16 protein-coding genes and 2 tRNA genes are annotated in these 17,149 nt (G+C 28.1%); 14 read left to right on the top strand and 4 right to left on the bottom strand.

The annotated features are described in order from the left end of the window. The first annotated feature begins 126 nt into the window (after positions 1–126). The 10 genes from PG913_RS10175 (at position 127) to PG913_RS10220 (ending at position 11,616) form a co-directional block, all read left to right on the top strand. Positions 127–513 carry a DUF4870 domain-containing protein gene (locus PG913_RS10175; RefSeq protein ID WP_408648507.1) on the top strand — a complete coding sequence of 129 codons (387 nt, stop codon included), beginning with the start codon at positions 127–129 and terminating at the stop codon, positions 511–513. Positions 514–531: 18 nt separating this feature from the next. Next, positions 532–876: a PadR family transcriptional regulator gene (locus PG913_RS10180; RefSeq protein ID WP_271230610.1), complete on the top strand. Its 345-nt coding sequence runs from the start codon at positions 532–534 to the stop codon at positions 874–876. Then, positions 869–2,839, top strand: coding sequence for a PspC domain-containing protein (locus PG913_RS10185; protein WP_271230611.1), 1,971 nt, complete (start codon positions 869–871; stop codon positions 2,837–2,839). Before PG913_RS10180 ends, PG913_RS10185 begins: the two co-directional genes overlap by 8 nt. Before the next feature lie 266 nt (positions 2,840–3,105). Next, positions 3,106–4,554, top strand: coding sequence for a glutamate-cysteine ligase family protein (locus PG913_RS10190; RefSeq protein ID WP_271230612.1), 1,449 nt, complete (start codon positions 3,106–3,108; stop codon positions 4,552–4,554). Further along, on the top strand, positions 4,547–5,848 hold the full coding sequence (locus PG913_RS10195; protein WP_271230613.1) for a hypothetical protein: 1,302 nt from the start codon (positions 4,547–4,549) through the stop codon (positions 5,846–5,848). The genes PG913_RS10190 and PG913_RS10195 overlap by 8 nt, the downstream gene beginning before the upstream one ends. Positions 5,849–5,896: 48 nt before the next feature. After that, the gene (locus PG913_RS10200) at positions 5,897–7,183 is read left to right on the top strand and encodes a DUF445 domain-containing protein (protein WP_271230614.1); all 1,287 of its coding nucleotides are present in this window, start codon (positions 5,897–5,899) and stop codon (positions 7,181–7,183) included. A gap of 66 nt (positions 7,184–7,249) precedes the next feature. After that, positions 7,250–7,942 carry a M15 family metallopeptidase gene (locus PG913_RS10205; protein WP_271230615.1) on the top strand — a complete coding sequence of 231 codons (693 nt, stop codon included), beginning with the start codon at positions 7,250–7,252 and terminating at the stop codon, positions 7,940–7,942. Between the two features lie 227 nt (positions 7,943–8,169). Continuing rightward, positions 8,170–8,850 carry a hypothetical protein gene (locus tag PG913_RS10210; RefSeq protein WP_271230616.1) on the top strand — a complete coding sequence of 227 codons (681 nt, stop codon included), beginning with the start codon at positions 8,170–8,172 and terminating at the stop codon, positions 8,848–8,850. A 141-nt stretch (positions 8,851–8,991) separates the two neighbouring features. Next, positions 8,992–9,987, top strand: coding sequence for a pyruvate dehydrogenase (acetyl-transferring) E1 component subunit alpha (pdhA, locus tag PG913_RS10215; RefSeq protein ID WP_271230617.1), 996 nt, complete (start codon positions 8,992–8,994; stop codon positions 9,985–9,987). A 3-nt stretch (positions 9,988–9,990) separates the two neighbouring features. Next, the gene (locus PG913_RS10220) at positions 9,991–11,616 is read left to right on the top strand and encodes a pyruvate dehydrogenase complex dihydrolipoamide acetyltransferase (RefSeq protein ID WP_271230618.1); all 1,626 of its coding nucleotides are present in this window, start codon (positions 9,991–9,993) and stop codon (positions 11,614–11,616) included. 50 nt (positions 11,617–11,666) lie between these two features. Here PG913_RS10220 and PG913_RS10225 read toward each other — a convergent pair whose 3' ends face one another. The 3 genes from PG913_RS10225 to aroC all read right to left on the bottom strand — a co-directional run bounded on the left by PG913_RS10225 (position 11,667) and on the right by aroC (position 13,894). Next, positions 11,667–12,212, bottom strand: coding sequence for a DinB family protein (locus PG913_RS10225; RefSeq protein WP_271230619.1), 546 nt, complete (start codon positions 12,210–12,212; stop codon positions 11,667–11,669). A gap of 98 nt (positions 12,213–12,310) precedes the next feature. Continuing rightward, positions 12,311–12,799, bottom strand: coding sequence for a Crp/Fnr family transcriptional regulator (locus PG913_RS10230; protein ID WP_333780757.1), 489 nt, complete (start codon positions 12,797–12,799; stop codon positions 12,311–12,313). A gap of 33 nt (positions 12,800–12,832) precedes the next feature. Beyond that, complete coding sequence (gene aroC / locus PG913_RS10235) at positions 12,833–13,894, bottom strand: chorismate synthase (protein ID WP_271230620.1); 1,062 nt, start codon at positions 13,892–13,894, stop codon at positions 12,833–12,835. Positions 13,895–14,182: 288 nt separating this feature from the next. On the opposite strand from aroC, the gene PG913_RS10240 reads away from it, so the two are divergent. The 4 genes from PG913_RS10240 (at position 14,183) to PG913_RS10255 (ending at position 16,157) form a co-directional block, all read left to right on the top strand. Then, positions 14,183–14,267: transfer RNA gene (locus tag PG913_RS10240), tRNA-Ser, on the top strand. A 161-nt stretch (positions 14,268–14,428) separates the two neighbouring features. Further along, positions 14,429–14,513, top strand: a tRNA-Ser gene (locus tag PG913_RS10245). 139 nt (positions 14,514–14,652) lie between these two features. Continuing rightward, complete coding sequence (locus PG913_RS10250; protein ID WP_271230621.1) at positions 14,653–15,735, top strand: DUF6688 domain-containing protein; 1,083 nt, start codon at positions 14,653–14,655, stop codon at positions 15,733–15,735. Continuing rightward, positions 15,732–16,157, top strand: a complete 426-nt coding sequence (locus PG913_RS10255; protein ID WP_233898252.1) for a GNAT family N-acetyltransferase — start codon at positions 15,732–15,734, stop codon at positions 16,155–16,157. The genes PG913_RS10250 and PG913_RS10255 overlap by 4 nt, the downstream gene beginning before the upstream one ends. A gap of 66 nt (positions 16,158–16,223) precedes the next feature. On the opposite strand, the gene PG913_RS10260 is transcribed toward PG913_RS10255, so the two are convergent. Then, complete coding sequence (locus tag PG913_RS10260; RefSeq protein ID WP_271230622.1) at positions 16,224–17,051, bottom strand: GIN domain-containing protein; 828 nt, start codon at positions 17,049–17,051, stop codon at positions 16,224–16,226. Positions 17,052–17,149 lie beyond the last annotated feature (98 nt).

Raw genomic sequence — 17,149 nt, forward strand, 5'->3', positions numbered from 1 at the left:
AATGTTAATTATAGTACTATGTAATACAAAGTACCTTTTAAAAGATATATATTTGCATAATCAAGTAGTATAAAAAATATAACCGTACAAAACAACAACGATAATACCAACGCATTTTTAATACACATTTCCGCATTTGTAGGATATTTATTTCCTTTAGGAAGTATTATAACGCCTTTAATATTGTGGCAAACTTTAAAAGATAGAAGTTTATTTTTAGATAAGCACGGAAAAGAAGCTGTAAACTTTAATATCAGTTTTGGTTTATATATTTTTATTTTAAGCGCTTCTTTCTTTTCTTTTTTCTTCGGAAATTTTTTAAACATTTTTAATGGAATCGACATTGACTTCGGTGAACATCATTCTTATAATGGTATTTTCGGATTTTTAGGAATTGCCTCTTTAGTAAGTATTGTTTCGTTGATTAAAATAGCTTTGATTATTATCGCTGCAATGAAAGCAAATAAAGGAGAAGAATACCACTATCCTTTTACAATTAATTTTATAAAATAACCTTATAAATCGCGGTATATGAAGATTGAAAATACAAAAGCACAAATGCGAAAAGGGGTTTTAGAATATTGCATTTTATCTATTTTACAAAATGGTGATGCTTATACTTCTGAAATACTTTTAACATTAAAAAGTGCAGAAATGATTGTGGTTGAAGGAACTATTTATCCATTATTAACTCGCCTAAAAAATGCAGGTTTACTTAGTTATAGATGGGAAGAATCAACCTCAGGACCACCACGAAAATATTATGTTTTAACAGAAAATGGTGTGCTATTTTTAAAAGAATTAAACAACACTTGGAGTAATTTAGTAAACGCAGTAAACTTAGTAACTACTACAAAATCAACTAACGATGAATAAGACAATAAACATAAACTTAGGCGGGTTCTTCTTCCATATAGATGAAATTGCTTATCAGAAATTAAAACGTTATTTAGAAGCAATTGCACGCTCTTTAAGTGATGATCCGCAAGGAAAAAATGAAATTATTTCAGATATTGAAGCACGTATTAGTGAACTTTTATCTGAAAAAATTACTGATGCTCGTCAGGTTGTAAATGAAAATGATATTGAAGAAATCATTACAATTATGGGGCAACCTGAAGATTATGCAGAAGTTGAAGAAGACTACAGTGACGATACTTCATACAGTTCTAAAACAAAAAAAAGTACGTCTAAAAAATTATTCAGAGATGGTGATGACAAGTTCTTAGGTGGAGTTTGTTCAGGTATTGCTCATTATTTTAATATCGATGTTATTTGGATTAGAATTGCTTTTATCATTTTGGTTGCCTCTGGTTTTTCGCCTTTAGCATATATTATTTTATGGGTTTTATTACCCGAAGCAAAAACAACTTCTGAAAAATTACAAATGGAAGGCGAAGCTGTAAACATTGATAATATTGAAAAAAAAATTCGTAACGAGTTTGAATATTTATCAGAAAAATTAAAAGATGGTGCTAGTGAAATATCCGATAAAATTTCAAGTGCAGATTATGAAAAATTACGCTCAAAAACAACATCAGGTTTACAAGATTTTATAGATACAATCGCTAAAATTTTACTTACTTTATTTAAAATATTTGGTAAATTTATGGGTATTCTTCTAATTTTTATTGCTGGTAGTACTATACTTGCGTTATTGTTTGGAGCATTTTCAATCGGTAGTTTAGAAATTTTAAATGTTGATAACGACTTTGTACATTATCCACCATTTTTTTATGAATCTATTTTACCGAAATGGTTGTTAGCAATTTCGTTATTTTTATTGATAGGAATTCCGATGATTGTATTATTCATCTTAGGATTAAGAATACTTTCTCCTTCTATTAAAAAATTAAACACAACTACTATTTTCACCTTATTAGGAATTTGGTTGATTTCATTATTTACAATTAGTTTTTCGGGTATCGAATACGCTACAACTCACGCTTATAATGGTACTAATGTGAGTAAACATAATATTACTTACACAAAAGAACAGCCTTTAAAAATAAGAGTTGTTAATGATGATAATATTTATTACAATCAAAATTTAAGCAATAGGAATAACGCTGAAGATGTAGTAATTAATGATGTTAAAATGAAATATTCTAACGATATTAATATTGATGTTCGTAAAAGCGAAACAGGTAATGCTTATATCGAAATTAAAAGAACATCTGAAGGTAAAAAACGAAATAAAGCAAATGATAACGCTAAAGAAATTAACTATAATTTTAACATAACAAACAATACAATTATTTTTGATGCCTTCTTTTTAAGTGCTTATAAAAACATTTGGAAAGACGAAGAAATTAAAGCAACTGTTTATATTCCTGAAGGTACAACAGTTTATTTTGAAAATTCTTCTCGTAAATTTATTGATGATATTAAAAACACTCAAGATATTTATGACCGTAATATGGCAAATCATCATTTTAAAATGACTTCAAGAGGTTTTGAATGTCGTGATTGTAACTCTTCTAATAAGTACAATGATGATGAAAATGATGATTCGAATAATAATAAAGATGTAAGTTTTTTGTTTGATAGTACCATTAATGATACAAAAGCAGAACTTATTATCACCAAAGAAACCACTAAAAATGAGCTTAATAAATTAGCTATTTGGTTTAAAAATAAAAAAGGAATTGATATTGATTTCTCAGAATCTAGCTTTTATGATGATGGAAAAATTAAAACATATTTACTACAAGTAAATTGTAATGACGGTTTTAAAGGAAAATCAAGCGATTCTAAAAGTATGGTAATCGGTAACGGAAAACATGGTTTTATTAGAAGTTATGGAGAAAATGATAGTCTGAATTTTAAAATTTGGTAATTTAAAATTATGGATACTATTTTTGACTTCTTCTTTAAAGGAAACTTTTTTATAAAATTTATAACATTATTATATGATTTAATTTCAAATTTATTTTAACTAAAAAAGCCGAAACATTACTGTTTTGGCTTTTTTATATTTAATAACATAATTTTTAATCGTTACTATTTTATTTATAATCGTTTATATTTATCAAAAAAATAACAAAAGGATGTGTGCATTGCTACTCACATCCTTTTGTTTGCTTTATAAAGAAAATTAATAAAATGAAAAAACAAATAGTTAGTGATTTTAAAAAATCATTTAATTTTGATAAAAACCAATCCTCACGAGGTATTGGTATTGAATGTGAAATACCTATTGTTGATAAAAAAGGAAATGCAGTTTCTTTACCTATTGTACAACAAATGTTTACTTATCTAGCAAGCCTAGGTTTTGAATTAGAAAAAGATAAATTTTCTGACTTATTTATCGCAGCAAAAAAAACAAATAAAAAAAGCTCATCAAAATATAAATTCTGTACAGATTTAATTACTACAGATACTGGATACAGTATTATTGAAGTTGTTTTAGCTCCTCAAAATAATCTACAAGCTATTGAATCAAAGCTTATGGATTTATTATTTTTATTAACTACTTTTTTTGAGAATCAAAATTGCTTCCTGCTTGGCTACGGCATTCAACCACTTACCTATCCTTCTCGAAAAATGCAAATGCCTCAAGAACGGTATTCTTTTTTTGAAAAATTTTCAACAAATAATATCATTCCAAAAGACAAAGGAACAGATTCTTCTTTTCTTAATATTACAGCTTCAAGTCAATGTCATATTGAAATAAGTGCAGATGATGCTATTAAAGCAACCAATGTTTTAAATGCTTTTTCAGGCTTACAAATTGCGCTACACGCTAATTCACCAATATGGGGAGGCGCAATTGATACTAAACATAAAGCTAAAAGAGAAATGGTTTGGGATTTTTGTTTTCCTGATAGATTAAATCAAATTGGAATTCCTCCTGTATTTGATTCAAAAGAAATGTACATTGAATATTTACTTAATTTTAAACCTTTAGTTGTCAAAAGAAATAAACAATATTATAAAATTTTAAATAAAAATACATTTAATGAATTTCTAGAAAATACAACACCAACAATTGGAAGCTCATTAGCTGGTAAAAAAGAAACAATTAAACCACATACTGATGACATTCAACAATTAATTCCTTTTAGTTGGTTTAATGCTCGTTTAGTTCCTAAATATGGAACTATTGAAAGCCGAATGTGTTGCCAACAACCTTTAAGTGAAATGTTAACACCTGTTGCTTTAACTTTAGGATTAATTGAAAATTTAGAAGCTGCTAAAAAATTAATGGAAAAATATCCTATCGAAAAATGGAGAGATATAAGAAATAATACAGCTCAAAATACCTTAAATACTTTTATTGATGGAGAAAGTATTATTCCACTTGTTTTACAACTTGTTAATATTGCTAATGAAGGCTTAAAGAAAAGAAATTTACAAGAAGAAATATTTTTAAAACCTTTATATAAAAGAATAAAAGAACGTAAATCTCCTGCCGATTTAGCTATTCAAATTTTTAAAAACAAAGGAATAAATGGACTTATCGAATATACTTCTTTTAACAAAGAAGCTTTTAGTCCGAAGCATCAAAATTTATATAAGAATACTTTAAAAAGCGTAATTAACAATGATTAATCAAAATATAGTATCTCCTTCAAAAAAAATAGGTCAATTAAAAGACAATGATATTTTATTAGAAAAAATACCTGACCATATTTATAATAATATGATAAATATCTTTGCTGATAAATATCATTTTAAAAATGGTGAACAAATGAGAATTAGCAACTATTTTGTAAAAATTAGTCGCTCACTTTCAGATAATTTTGTTCAATTTATCGATGAAGTAACAAATCAATTAAATGACAATAAATATCCTAAAATACCAACACCTAATGGATTTAAACCTCATTCTGAAAATTTACTTAACGAAGAATTAAACAATGGATTTTCTTTAGGAAGTTTTGATATGGCTGTTTCAAATAATGGTTTAGAAAATATTGAATTTCAATCCGTAGCTACCTATCCTATTAGTGCCGCTAAACTTAACCAACATTTATTAGATAATTTAAATTTAGAAAACGCCTTTATTTTTGCAGATAATCCTAAAACAAATTGGGATGATTTTATTGAGATGTACAACACATTAATTACTGGAAATCAAAAAGATGGAATTGTGCTTGTAGATAGAAAAATTAAAGAACAAAAAACTAATTTCGAATTTTTTGCAACTCAAAAAGAACTTAAAAATCCTATTGAAATAGTAGATATGGAGGATATCTATGAAGATAAAGAAACTCTTTTTTACAAAAATAATTCGGAAAAAAATCCTGTAAAAATTAATCGATTTTATAACCGTATATTATTAGCTGAAGCTTTATTTGAGGATAATTATCCTGAAAACAACAATAAATGGAAGTTTCGTTTTGATAAAAAATATAAATCTCTAAAATTTGTTAATCACCCAATAAAGCAATTTGATGTTTCTAAACGACTTTCTCCGTTTATAAATCATCCTTGTAATCCTGGTTGTTTTCAATTATCGGAAGTTGTTGATGATTTTAAAAAAGGTAACTTAAAATATGAAGATTATGTTTGGAAACATAAATGGGGAGCTGCAGGACACAAACTTATTTTAGAACCAAATAAAGAAATTTTAGAAAGTTTATCTGATTTTTGGGAAGATTATATCGCACAAAAAAAAGTAAATTTTAAAATTTTTAAAACTGATGATAATCAAGAAAAAATAGTAGAACTACGATTTATGACTGCTATTCAAAATAAAAAAACAATTATTGTTCCAATGGCTAGAATAGGTCAGGCTGTTAAAAATGAAAAAGGAGATACTATCTTTAAAATTCATTTTAGTGATAATAATAAAGAAGGTTACGGTTTTAGTCCTGTAATTATTTTTGATGATAAAAAATAAAAAGTGTAATTGAAGATTACAAAAAACTTAAAAATATTCGTTAAACAGATGAAATCACCAAAAAAAGGAGCTCTTTCTTTAGCAATAGCAACCTCTGGAATGCTATTGCTTTTGGCAGGAATTAAATCAGAAATATTGACAGATACCGCTTGGCACATAGTACTTTCAGGTTTTGAAGCAGCTGTAGTTGGTGGCTGTGCCGATTGGTTTGCTGTACGAGCATTATTTGCCGAAATTCCAATACCTTTTATAAAAAAACATACTAATATTATTGTAAAATCAAGAACTAAAATTTCTAACGGAATTGTTGATTTAGTTTCTAATGAATGGTTATCAAAAGAAAGTTTATCTAAAAAAATAAATTCAGTTGCTATTGCTGATAAAATATTAGACACTTTAAAAGATGATAAAAATGTTTCAAAAATCATTCATTTTTTACAAGATATACTTTTAAACTTCTCAAAAAACACCAACTTTTCAGAACTTTCTCCTTATTTAGAAAAAATATTTAAAAAAGAATTAGACACAATTGAAATTGGAAAACCTTTGGGGATTTGGCTACAAAAAGCATTAAAAAATAAAGAACATTCAGAATTATGGAAGGTTGCTTTATCTAGTATTTCTAAAACTATAAATAATAATGAAACCCGTGAAATGCTACTTAAAAATGTAAGTAAACAATCTGAAAACATCAAAAAAGAAAGCACTTTTAAACTTTTAGCTGTAAATACAGCTCAAAAACTAGGCGGATTAAATAATGAATCTATAACTGATAAATTAATAAAATCAATAAATGATTTATTAACAGAAATAACTAAAGATAAACAACATCCGTTACGTAAAAAGTTAGATAATGAATTACTTGATTTTGCTAAAAAATTAGAAATTGGAAATCCAAAAGCACTTGCTTCAATTAAAAATATACAAAAAAAATTAATCAGTAATATTGAATCAAGAATTATTGTTGCTGAATTATTAAATTCCGCACAAAATAAATTAGAAATAGAATTGAATGATAATAATAGTACTCTTATTCAATTTATCAAACAAAAAGCAAATCGAGTTATAAATGATATTTCTAAAAACACCAAACTTATTGAAAAAGCAAATCAAAATTTAAAATCAGTATTTATTTCTATTATCAATAAAAATCATCATTTAATTGCAAACACTGTTTCCGATAGTTTAGAAAAATTAAATAATAAAGATTTAGTAAAACAAATAGAAGATAAAGTTGGTGATGATTTACAATATATTCGACTTAATGGCGCACTTGTTGGAGGTGTTGTTGGAATGGTATTATATATCATAAAAGCAACCATTTTTAGTTTATAATTTTCACAAAAAAACTTAGAGTAAAATGAATTTTAAAAGGCTGAACAATTTACTTATTTTTGCTTGATGAAACAACTATTTTATTTATTAGTATTTTATTCTTTTATTGTTAATGCACAAGAAAAAACACATTTAAAAGAACAGCAAAAACTTCCTAAAAATTTTTCGTATTTAAAAAATATAGCGCCTACTATTCAAAAAGAACTTCGATATTGTGCTGACAATAATTTTTTAGGAGCATCTGTAAATGGTTATGATGAAAGCATTGTTATTTGCACCACAAAAACAGCAATAGCCTTAAAAAAAGTACAAGCAGAGTTATTAAAAAAAGAATTAAGTCTTAAAATTTTTGATGCTTATCGTCCGCAAACTGCGGTGAATCATTTTGTAAAATGGGCGCGTGTTATGAACGATACTTTAATGAAAGAAGAATATTATCCGAGTATCAATAAAAGACATTTATTTAAAAAAGGATATATTTCTTCGAAATCGGGTCATTCTCGTGGTAGTACAGTCGATTTAACAATTATCGATTTAAAAACAGGAAACGAATTAGATATGGGAAGTCCATTTGATTTCTTCGGAATTTCTTCGCATATTTCTTATCAAAAACTAACTAAAAAACAAAAAGAAAACAGGCAGTTATTACAATCTGTAATGCGCAAATATAATTTTAGACCCTACTCTAAAGAATGGTGGCATTTTACGTTAAGATTCGAACCTTTTCCTAAAACTTATTTTAGTTTTCCTGTTAAATAATAGATATTCTTTAAAAAGTAAAGAACTATTTTAAATTAATTACAAAAAAAAATAAAAATGCCTAGCCCCGATTGTAGCAATTGTTTGAGCTCTTTTTTATTTTTTTCTTTTGAAAAATAAAAAAAGCGAGTGCGGAAAGCGGGAAATTGCTTCAAATAAAATGTTTTAACGCTTTATTCAGAAATACAAAAAACGACGGCATTATATTTGCTTAGATTTATTTTGATATGATAAAACAAACAATACACTTTTTTATAGTAATTTTTGCAGTAAGTATAAGCTCGCATAGTTTTGCACAACTTGATGCTTCTTTTGGAAATAATAAAAATAATACAGGTTCTTTTGGTAGCATCCCTGCTACAGCTAAAGAAGTAAAAAAACCAAAATCATTAGAGTTTAAAAATAATGACGGTTTTAAAACAGCACATAAACAGCAACAAAAAGAGTTACAAAAAAAACAAGCCGAAAAAGATTTTGAAAATAAAGGTATTTTAACCAAAGCCAAACAAGCCGAGGAACAATATTTAAGTGCTTTTCAAAGAATAAAAGGAATGTATGAATATCCTATTATCGATCAAGATTTAGGAAGTTTTAGTACAAAAGACAAAAGTGTAACTATTATTTGTCGTGATTTTCAATATCCTGATGGCGATAAAGTAACTATTCTTGTCAATAATATTCCTGTTGTTAGTAAATTAATTCTAAAAGGAAGTTATCAATCTTTTAAAATTCCTTTAGATGAAGGAATTAATACCATTGAAATTTTAGCATTAAACCAAGGTAGTTCAGGTCCAAATACTGCTGGTTTTAAAATTTATAATGCTAGTGGAATGTTAATTTCTGCCAATCAATGGAACTTAGCTACGGGTGCAAAAGCATCTATTATAATCGCCAAACAAAAACAATAATTTAAATAGTTTTAGAAATAAAAAAGCATTAATACAATTTTTAACAAGAACTTTTTTAAAATTACTAAAAACTACTTACTTTTGTAGCTACGTTTTAAGAAAGACGCAACAAACAAACTTTAAATAAATAACTAATATATAATGAATAAAATCACCAAAGAAACCTATATCAACTGGTATAGAGACATGCTTTTCTGGAGAAAGTTTGAAGATAAGTTAGCAGCTGTTTACATTCAACAGAAGGTAAGAGGTTTTTTACACTTATATAACGGTCAAGAGGCTGTTTTAGCAGGTGCATTACATGCTATGGATTTATCTAAGGATAAAATGATTACCGCATACCGTAACCACGTACAACCAATTGGTATGGGTGAAGATCCTAAACGTGTAATGGCGGAATTATATGGTAAAGCTACTGGTACCTCTAAAGGTATGGGTGGTTCAATGCATATTTTTTCTAAAGAATTTCGTTTTTATGGTGGTCATGGAATCGTTGGTGGACAAATTCCATTAGGAGCTGGATTAGCTTTTGGTGATAAATATAAAGGAAATGATGCCGTAACATTATGTTGTTTTGGTGATGGTGCTGCTCGTCAGGGGTCATTACATGAAACATTTAATATGGCTATGACTTGGAAGTTACCAGTAGTATTTATTGTTGAAAACAATGGATATGCAATGGGAACTTCTGTAGAAAGAACTGCAAATCATACTGATATTTGGAAACTTGGTTTAGGATACGAAATGCCTTGTGGACCTGTTGATGGAATGAATCCTATTAAAGTTGCTGAAGCTCTTGATGAAGCTATTCAAAGAGCTCGTCGTGGAGAAGGACCAACTTTCTTAGAAATGAAAACTTACCGTTATAGAGGACACTCAATGTCTGATGCTCAACATTATCGTACAAAAGATGAAGTTGCTGAGTACAGAAAAATTGATCCTATTACGCAAGTATTAGATATTATTAAAGAAAATGATTATGCTTCTGCTGATGAAATTGAAGCTATCAAAAAAGAAGTAAAAGAATCTGTAAGTGAATGTGAAAAATTTGCTGAAGAATCTCCATATCCTGAAGTAAGTCAATTACACGATATGGTATACGAACAAGAAGATTATCCATTTATAAAATCTAAGTAAACCATGGCTACAATTATAAACATGCCTCGCTTAAGCGATACAATGGAAGAAGGAGTTGTTGCTTCTTGGTTAAAAAATGTAGGTGACAGAATTGAAGAAGGCGATATTTTAGCTGAAATTGAAACTGACAAAGCTACCATGGAATTTGAGTCTTTTCACGAAGGTGTTTTATTACACATTGGTGTTCAAGAAGGTGAATCTGCTCCTGTAGATACTTTACTTGCTATTATTGGTGAAGAAGGTGAAGATGTTTCTGCTTTATTAAACGGAAATATTGCTCCTGTAAAAGTCGAAGAAGCTCCTAAAAGTAAAGCAACTTCTAACGAAGAAGTAGCTGTAAAAAGTGAAGTAGTAGCAATGCCAGCAGGCGCTATTGTTATTAACATGCCACGTTTAAGTGATACCATGGAAGAAGGAACTGTTGCTTCTTGGTTAAAAAACGTAGGTGATACCGTTGAAGAAGGTGATATTTTAGCTGAAATCGAAACTGATAAGGCTACTATGGAGTTCGAATCTTTTAACGAAGGTGTTTTATTACACATTGGTGTTCAAGAAGGAGAAGCGGCTCCTGTAGATACTTTACTTGCCATTATCGGTAAAGAAGGTACAGATGTTGCTACCGTACTTGCTGCATTAAATTCAGGAAATACAACTTCATCTGTAGAAACAGAAGAAAAAGCTATTCAAAAAGAAGAAGCTCCTAAAGAAGAAATTAAAGTAGCTGCTACTGAAACAGTAACTACAACAACTTCTGGAGGAAGAATATTTGCTTCTCCATTAGCTAAAAAAATAGCAAAGGATAAAGGAATTAAATTAACAGCAATTAAAGGTTCTGGTGAAAACGGACGTATCGTTAAAAAGGATGTAGAAAACTACACTCCTGCTGCTGTTAAAGTTGAAGCTCCTGCTAGTTCGGCAGCGACAACTAATTTTGCTATCGCTGGAGAAGAAAACACATCAGAAGTTAAAAATTCTCAAATGCGTAAGGCAATTGCTAAAGCATTAGGAAATTCTAAATTTGCTGCACCTCACTTCTACTTAAATATTGAGGTAGATATGGATAATGCAATGGCTTCTCGTAAAACAATCAATGCGATTCCTGATACTAAAGTATCATTTAACGACATGGTTGTAAAAGCGTGTGCTATGGCATTAAAAAAACATCCAAATGTAAATACTAGCTGGACGGATAATACTACATTATTCCACAGCCATATTCATATTGGTGTTGCTGTTGCTGTTGATGAAGGCTTAGTTGTACCTGTTGTAAAACATACAGATGCTTTAAGTTTAACTCAAATTGGTGCTTCGGTACGTGATTTAGCTGGTAAAGCTAGAAACAAGAAAATTTCTCCTGCTGAAATGCAAGGAAGTACTTTTACAGTTTCTAACTTAGGAATGTTTGGTATCGAAAGTTTTACTTCGATTATCAATCAGCCTAATTCTGCTATTTTATCTGTTGGTGCTATCATACAAAAACCTGTTGTTAAAAACGGTGAAATTGTTGTTGGTAACACAATGAAATTAACTTTAGCTTGTGATCATAGAACGGTTGATGGTGCTGTAGGTGCTCAATTCTTACAAACATTAAAAACTTTTGTTGAAAACCCTGTTACAATGTTAGCATAAGTTTTTAACTTACATATATAAAAAAGCTCGAGATATTTCTCGAGCTTTTTTTATTTACAAATATTCTTTGCTTGTGCAATATGTCGTTGATTATGATTAATTACAAATCGGAAAGTATCTCCTAACCTAAATTTTAAAATAGGTAATGTTATAGCTGTTTTTATCTTTGTCAGATTTTTATTTTCTGCTAACTCAAGTAATTGTAATAATTCTTCTTGAAATATAATAAAACGTTCTAAAACAACTTTTTTATCTAATTTTGAATAAATAGGATTCTTACTTTTAAAAGTATTCATTGTTTTCACGCCTTCTTTAGGCAACATATCTAAAGCAAATTTATTTCCTAAAAATCCAGCTTTAAAAACTGTTGATTTTTGATGTTTAGATTTCTCTATTCTTTTTCTGATTTCATTATTATAAAATTCTGAATATAAATTCAAATGCTCTAAACATTCTAAAACAGACCACGATTTTGCTGTTTTTTTATATTGCAACTCTTCTGTAGTATTATTTTTTAAAGATTCTACATAATTAATATGAGAAACTACAGTTTGTTTTAATTCTGATAATAATTCTTTGGTATTAAAAAAGCTCATGTTTGAAATTTAATTCAAATATGAGCTTTTTTATAAAAATAAATATTGATGCTAATCAAGATTTTTTAATATCCTAGATAATGTTTCTGGCGCCATTCTTAAATAAGACGCAATATATTTTTGAGTATCTCTTGAAATACTTGCGGACTTCTTTTAAATACACGTTCAAAACGTTTTTGAGGAGAATAAGTAATTAAATCAATTTCTCTTTCTATTTGTTGATACATAAAATCATTTAAAAAAATATTCCAAACATCTTGATATTCTTTTTCAGAATTTATAAAATGTATAAAATTTATTTTTGAAATTACTTTCAAACTGCATTTTTTAAGCGCTTGTATGTAAAAAGAAGTTGGTTTTTCAGTTAAAAAACAATCAAATGCTGTAATTATAGAATCTTTATATCCAAATCTAATGGTATGTTCTTCATCATCATCAATAAAAACTCGTAAACTTCCTTCTTTTACTAAATACAAATTGGTATTTAAATCTCCTTTATTTATCAGAAAATCATTTCTTTTAAGTGTTATTTCTTTACCCCATTCATCTTCTAAATTTTCTAAAAGGAATGATAAAGAATTCTTCAAAATAAACTATTTTCTAATTAAAATTTACAACTATTAAACTGTACGCATTTTATCTATTAAATAAAAATCCGCTAAAACTAAAGCAGCTAAAGCCTCTACAATTGGTACAGCTCTTGGTACAACACAAGGATCATGACGACCTTTACCTTGAATTTCAGTTAATTCATTTTCTGAATTAATTGTTTGTTGATTTCTCATAATAGTAGCAACAGGCTTAAAAGCTACACTAAAATATACATCCATACCGTTTGAAATTCCTCCTTGAATTCCTCCAGATAAATTAGATTGCGTTGTTCCATCTTGATTAAAAACATCATTATGTTCTGAACCTTTCATTTTAGCACCGTTAAAACCACTTCCAAATTCAAAACCTTTAACAGCATTAATAGAAAGCATTGCTTTACCTAATTCTGCATGAAGTTTATGAAAAATAGGTTCTCCTAAACCAACAGGCATATTTTGTATAACACAAGTAATAGTACCTCCAATAGTATCACCAGCTTTACGGATTTCATGAATTTTATCAATCATTATCTCTGCCGATTTTTCGTCAGGACAACGAACAATATTACTTTCAATTTTAGATAAATCTAACTCTTGATATGGTTTATCAATAAAAATATCACCTACTGATGATGTATAAGCATCAATATTAATATGTTTTATTAATTGTTTTGCTAATGCACCAGCAACAACCCAGTTTGCAGTTTCACGTGCTGAAGTTCTACCTCCACCTCTATGATCTCTAACTCCGTATTTTTTATCATATGTATAATCGGCATGAGAAGGTCGATATACATTTGTATTATGATTATAATCTTTACTTTTCTGATTGGTGTTTTTTATAACAAAACCAATAGAAGCACCTGTTGTTTTACCTTCAAAAATTCCTGATAAAAATTCAACCGTATCAGGTTCTTTACGCTGAGTTACAATTTTAGATTGCCCTGGTTTACGACGATCTAATTCTTGCTGAACTGCATCAAAATCTACTTCCATTCCTGCTGGAAAACCATCAATAACACCTCCTATTGCGGTTCCATGTGACTCACCAAAAGTGGTTACTTTTAAAATATTTCCAAATGAATTAAACATGCTTCTTAATTTTACAACGAAAGTAATTTAAAATTTATAATTCTCTTAAAAAAAACACCAAAAACTAGTCAAATATGTATAAATATAACACTAATGGTATCTTTTGTATATCTATCTAAATTTAAAAATAAATATTTTTTTTCACATAACTTACTGATAAATAAAAAAATACAGGTCAAAAAAGTAAATAACAAATATTTTAACCAAAAAAATACAATTTTTATTTTTCAGAACTAAAAAAAGGTTGTAAATTTGCAACCGCATTTAGATTTATTTAAATGTCTGTCTGGAGAAATGGCAGAGTGGTCGAATGCGGCGGTCTTGAAAACCGTTGTACTGCAAGGTACCGGGGGTTCGAATCCCTCTTTCTCCGCAAAAACCGAAACTTTTACTTGTTTCGGTTTTTTTTGTGTTAAAAATTAAACTAATATAAGGTCATATTAAAATTCATAAAAAAAATTAAATTAATTTGTTTTAATCAAAAAAAAGGTTGTAAATTTGCAACCGCATTTAGATTTATTTAAATGTCTGTCTGGAGAAATGGCAGAGTGGTCGAATGCGGCGGTCTTGAAAACCGTTGTACTGCAAGGTACCGGGGGTTCGAATCCCTCTTTCTCCGCAAAAACCGAAACATTTAGTTGTTTCGGTTTTTTTTATCCTAAAAACAAGGTTTTTATCACTTCATTATCAAAAGATTTTTCTTTTTAGTTATTTTTAATAACTTAGCTCATAATACTAAAGCAGAACACTTTTATATTATGGAAATTTTACTTATTATTTTCTTTGTTTTTATATTCTTCTTGTTTTTTGCTATTAAATTAAAAGCATCAGCAGGTACTATTATTACAGTTATAATTCATTTAATTGCTTTTATTCCTTTTCTGTTTTGCTTACTAACTAGTGTAGAACATAATATAGCAATAGACCCAATGGACGGAGGTTACACTCCTCTTGGGCAAAAACATATGCTCACTGTTTTTGTCTTTTATATATTATATGTTATTTCTAAAATTTTAATTTGGATAAAAAGTAAAACACTACCACCACTTACATGGGTTATTGCAACTGTTTTTGTCGTTATTGGTATTGTTTTAAACATTTTTATCACGCTCCAAACATCATATTCAAATGATATGTTAGGATTCAATTACTACCCAATTAATACCTCAATAAATCACAATACAATAACATTTTTTTTGTTTTATCCGCTAATATCTAGCATTACTTCTTTTTACATATTAGCTAAAAGTTTTAATACTGTCGCTAATCATTTTAATGAGTATCAATACCAAAACTCCACATTAAATTATTTACATAAAACACTTTTCAAAATAAAATCGTACCCATTAATTATTTTACTATTAATTTTTCCTATTTTTTTGATAATAACCATCATTTTAATGCTATTCGGACAAGACTCTGACAGCATGATAAAAGTATTTACCGATACTACAACTTGGCGTTTTTCTCAACAATCACATCCACCAGCACTAGATCATAAAGGACATTATTTATGCACTGTTGCAGCACGAGGAAACCCAAGTATTGTAAAACCGATAAGAATAGGAAAAAGACACGGAAAACCAATTGTAATAAATAGGCAATTAATGATTGCAAATGCTTTTGAAGATATTATTCAAGTTAACTACCCGAAAACACATAATTTTATTCGTAAAAATTATGATACTTATGGCTATAATTTATCCAAAGTTATAAACACGCCTTTCAAATCTGATGTAACTTATATACTAATGAAACCTCTGGAATGGTTATTTATTATTTTCCTATATTTATTTTGCACGAAGCCAGAAGAACTAATCAAAAGACAATATAAAAATTGAAAAATACAGCAATAGAAATAAAACAAATTACCGCAACTAAAACACTTGAAATTCGTCATAAAGCAATGTGGGCAAATAAACCTATTGCCTATGTTAAATTACCTAACGATGAAAACGGAACACATTTTGGTTTGTTTGTAAATGATGAAATAACTGCTGTAATTTCGTTGTTTATAGCCAATAATGAAGCTCAATTTCGAAAATTTGCAACTTTAACAGAATTCCAAGGACTTGGATACGGAACAATACTATTAAATAAAGTTATCGATTTTACAAAGGAAGAAGGCATCAAAAAAATATGGTGTAATGCTAGGGTAGAAAAATCAAAATTTTATGAAAAATTCAATTTAAAAGCAACAAATAATAAATTTGAAAAAGATGGGATTGAATATGTTATTATGGAAAGATATTTTTGTAATTAAAACGCATAAAAAAAGCTACATTACTTATGTAATATAGCTTTTTCAAATAATGATAAATTTGTTATGTTACTTCTTAAAAAGTTTAGCACTACCTTTAAAACCTTTTATTGCTATTTTAGGTTCTCCATATATTTGTATTTTACTCTTATCCTGAGCATATAAAGTTAAATTTTTATCAGCGTATATAGAAGCATCTGCACTACCTGAAGTATATATATCGACTTCAGAAATTTTCATTCCTTCTGCTTTCACGTCAGCAGATTCTTTTAAACTAAATGTTGCTTTTTTAGCTACTCCACTTAAATTTAAATCAGCTGAATTCATTAATTTAGCCGTAAAATCATCCGTTAAAACATTTGCTTTTAACCTTGCCTTATCCGACATTAAAAAAGTTGTCTTTGTCGCTTTTATTTTTAACATTCCTTTTGATTTCTGAAGCATATTTACAGTAATTTCTTCTACTTTTAAATCTAATTCAAACTCACTTGAATTATAACTATCAATATGTATTACTTTTGAGTTAAAGACTCCTTCTCCTTTTATTTTAGCACCATTTTTTAAAGTAATTTTTTCAAGACTTACAAAATCTAATGATATTTTAAGTTTTTTACTCCTTGATATTTTATGTGTTGTTGCTATTTTAAGAACACTATCTATTACTCTAAAATGAATAACTTCATGTAAATTCTCATCTGTAATTAACACATAACTATTCTTATCAGACTGATTCACACTTACATCTAATGCATCATCAATTTCAATTTTGTTAAATGCTTTATCAATAGAATTACTAGTTGTTATTACTTGTTTATTTCCTTTAATTTTCTGTTTATTCTGAGCAAGTACTACCGTACTAATCATAACTGAAAACACTACTAAAATTATTTTTTTCATAATATTAATTTTAAATTACACCTAAGGTTATTAAACCATATTTAAGACACCTAAACCATTGTTAAGTCACTAGATCTTTAAACAGATACTTACTTAAA

This window comes from Tenacibaculum pacificus, assembly GCF_027941775.1.
GTDB classification, from domain to species: Bacteria; Bacteroidota; Bacteroidia; order Flavobacteriales; family Flavobacteriaceae; genus Polaribacter; species Polaribacter pacificus_A.

What these genes read in the sequence shown, in the direction of transcription:
- PG913_RS10210 (WP_271230616.1), top strand. Translation starts at nt 8,170, where the DNA reads ATGATAAAACAAACAATACACTTTTTTATAGTAATTTTTGCAGTAAGT.
- PG913_RS10200 (WP_271230614.1), top strand. Translation starts at nt 5,897, where the DNA reads ATGAAATCACCAAAAAAAGGAGCTCTTTCTTTAGCAATAGCAACCTCT.
- PG913_RS10220 (WP_271230618.1), top strand. Translation starts at nt 9,991, where the DNA reads ATGGCTACAATTATAAACATGCCTCGCTTAAGCGATACAATGGAAGAA.
- PG913_RS10260 (WP_271230622.1), bottom strand. Translation starts at nt 17,051, where the DNA reads ATGAAAAAAATAATTTTAGTAGTGTTTTCAGTTATGATTAGTACGGTA.
- PG913_RS10195 (WP_271230613.1), top strand. Translation starts at nt 4,547, where the DNA reads ATGATTAATCAAAATATAGTATCTCCTTCAAAAAAAATAGGTCAATTA.
- PG913_RS10250 (WP_271230621.1), top strand. Translation starts at nt 14,653, where the DNA reads ATGGAAATTTTACTTATTATTTTCTTTGTTTTTATATTCTTCTTGTTT.
- aroC (WP_271230620.1), bottom strand. Translation starts at nt 13,894, where the DNA reads ATGTTTAATTCATTTGGAAATATTTTAAAAGTAACCACTTTTGGTGAG.
- PG913_RS10225 (WP_271230619.1), bottom strand. Translation starts at nt 12,212, where the DNA reads ATGAGCTTTTTTAATACCAAAGAATTATTATCAGAATTAAAACAAACT.
- PG913_RS10190 (WP_271230612.1), top strand. Translation starts at nt 3,106, where the DNA reads ATGAAAAAACAAATAGTTAGTGATTTTAAAAAATCATTTAATTTTGAT.
- PG913_RS10180 (WP_271230610.1), top strand. Translation starts at nt 532, where the DNA reads ATGAAGATTGAAAATACAAAAGCACAAATGCGAAAAGGGGTTTTAGAA.
- PG913_RS10205 (WP_271230615.1), top strand. Translation starts at nt 7,250, where the DNA reads ATGAAACAACTATTTTATTTATTAGTATTTTATTCTTTTATTGTTAAT.
- PG913_RS10185 (WP_271230611.1), top strand. Translation starts at nt 869, where the DNA reads ATGAATAAGACAATAAACATAAACTTAGGCGGGTTCTTCTTCCATATA.
- pdhA (WP_271230617.1), top strand. Translation starts at nt 8,992, where the DNA reads ATGAATAAAATCACCAAAGAAACCTATATCAACTGGTATAGAGACATG.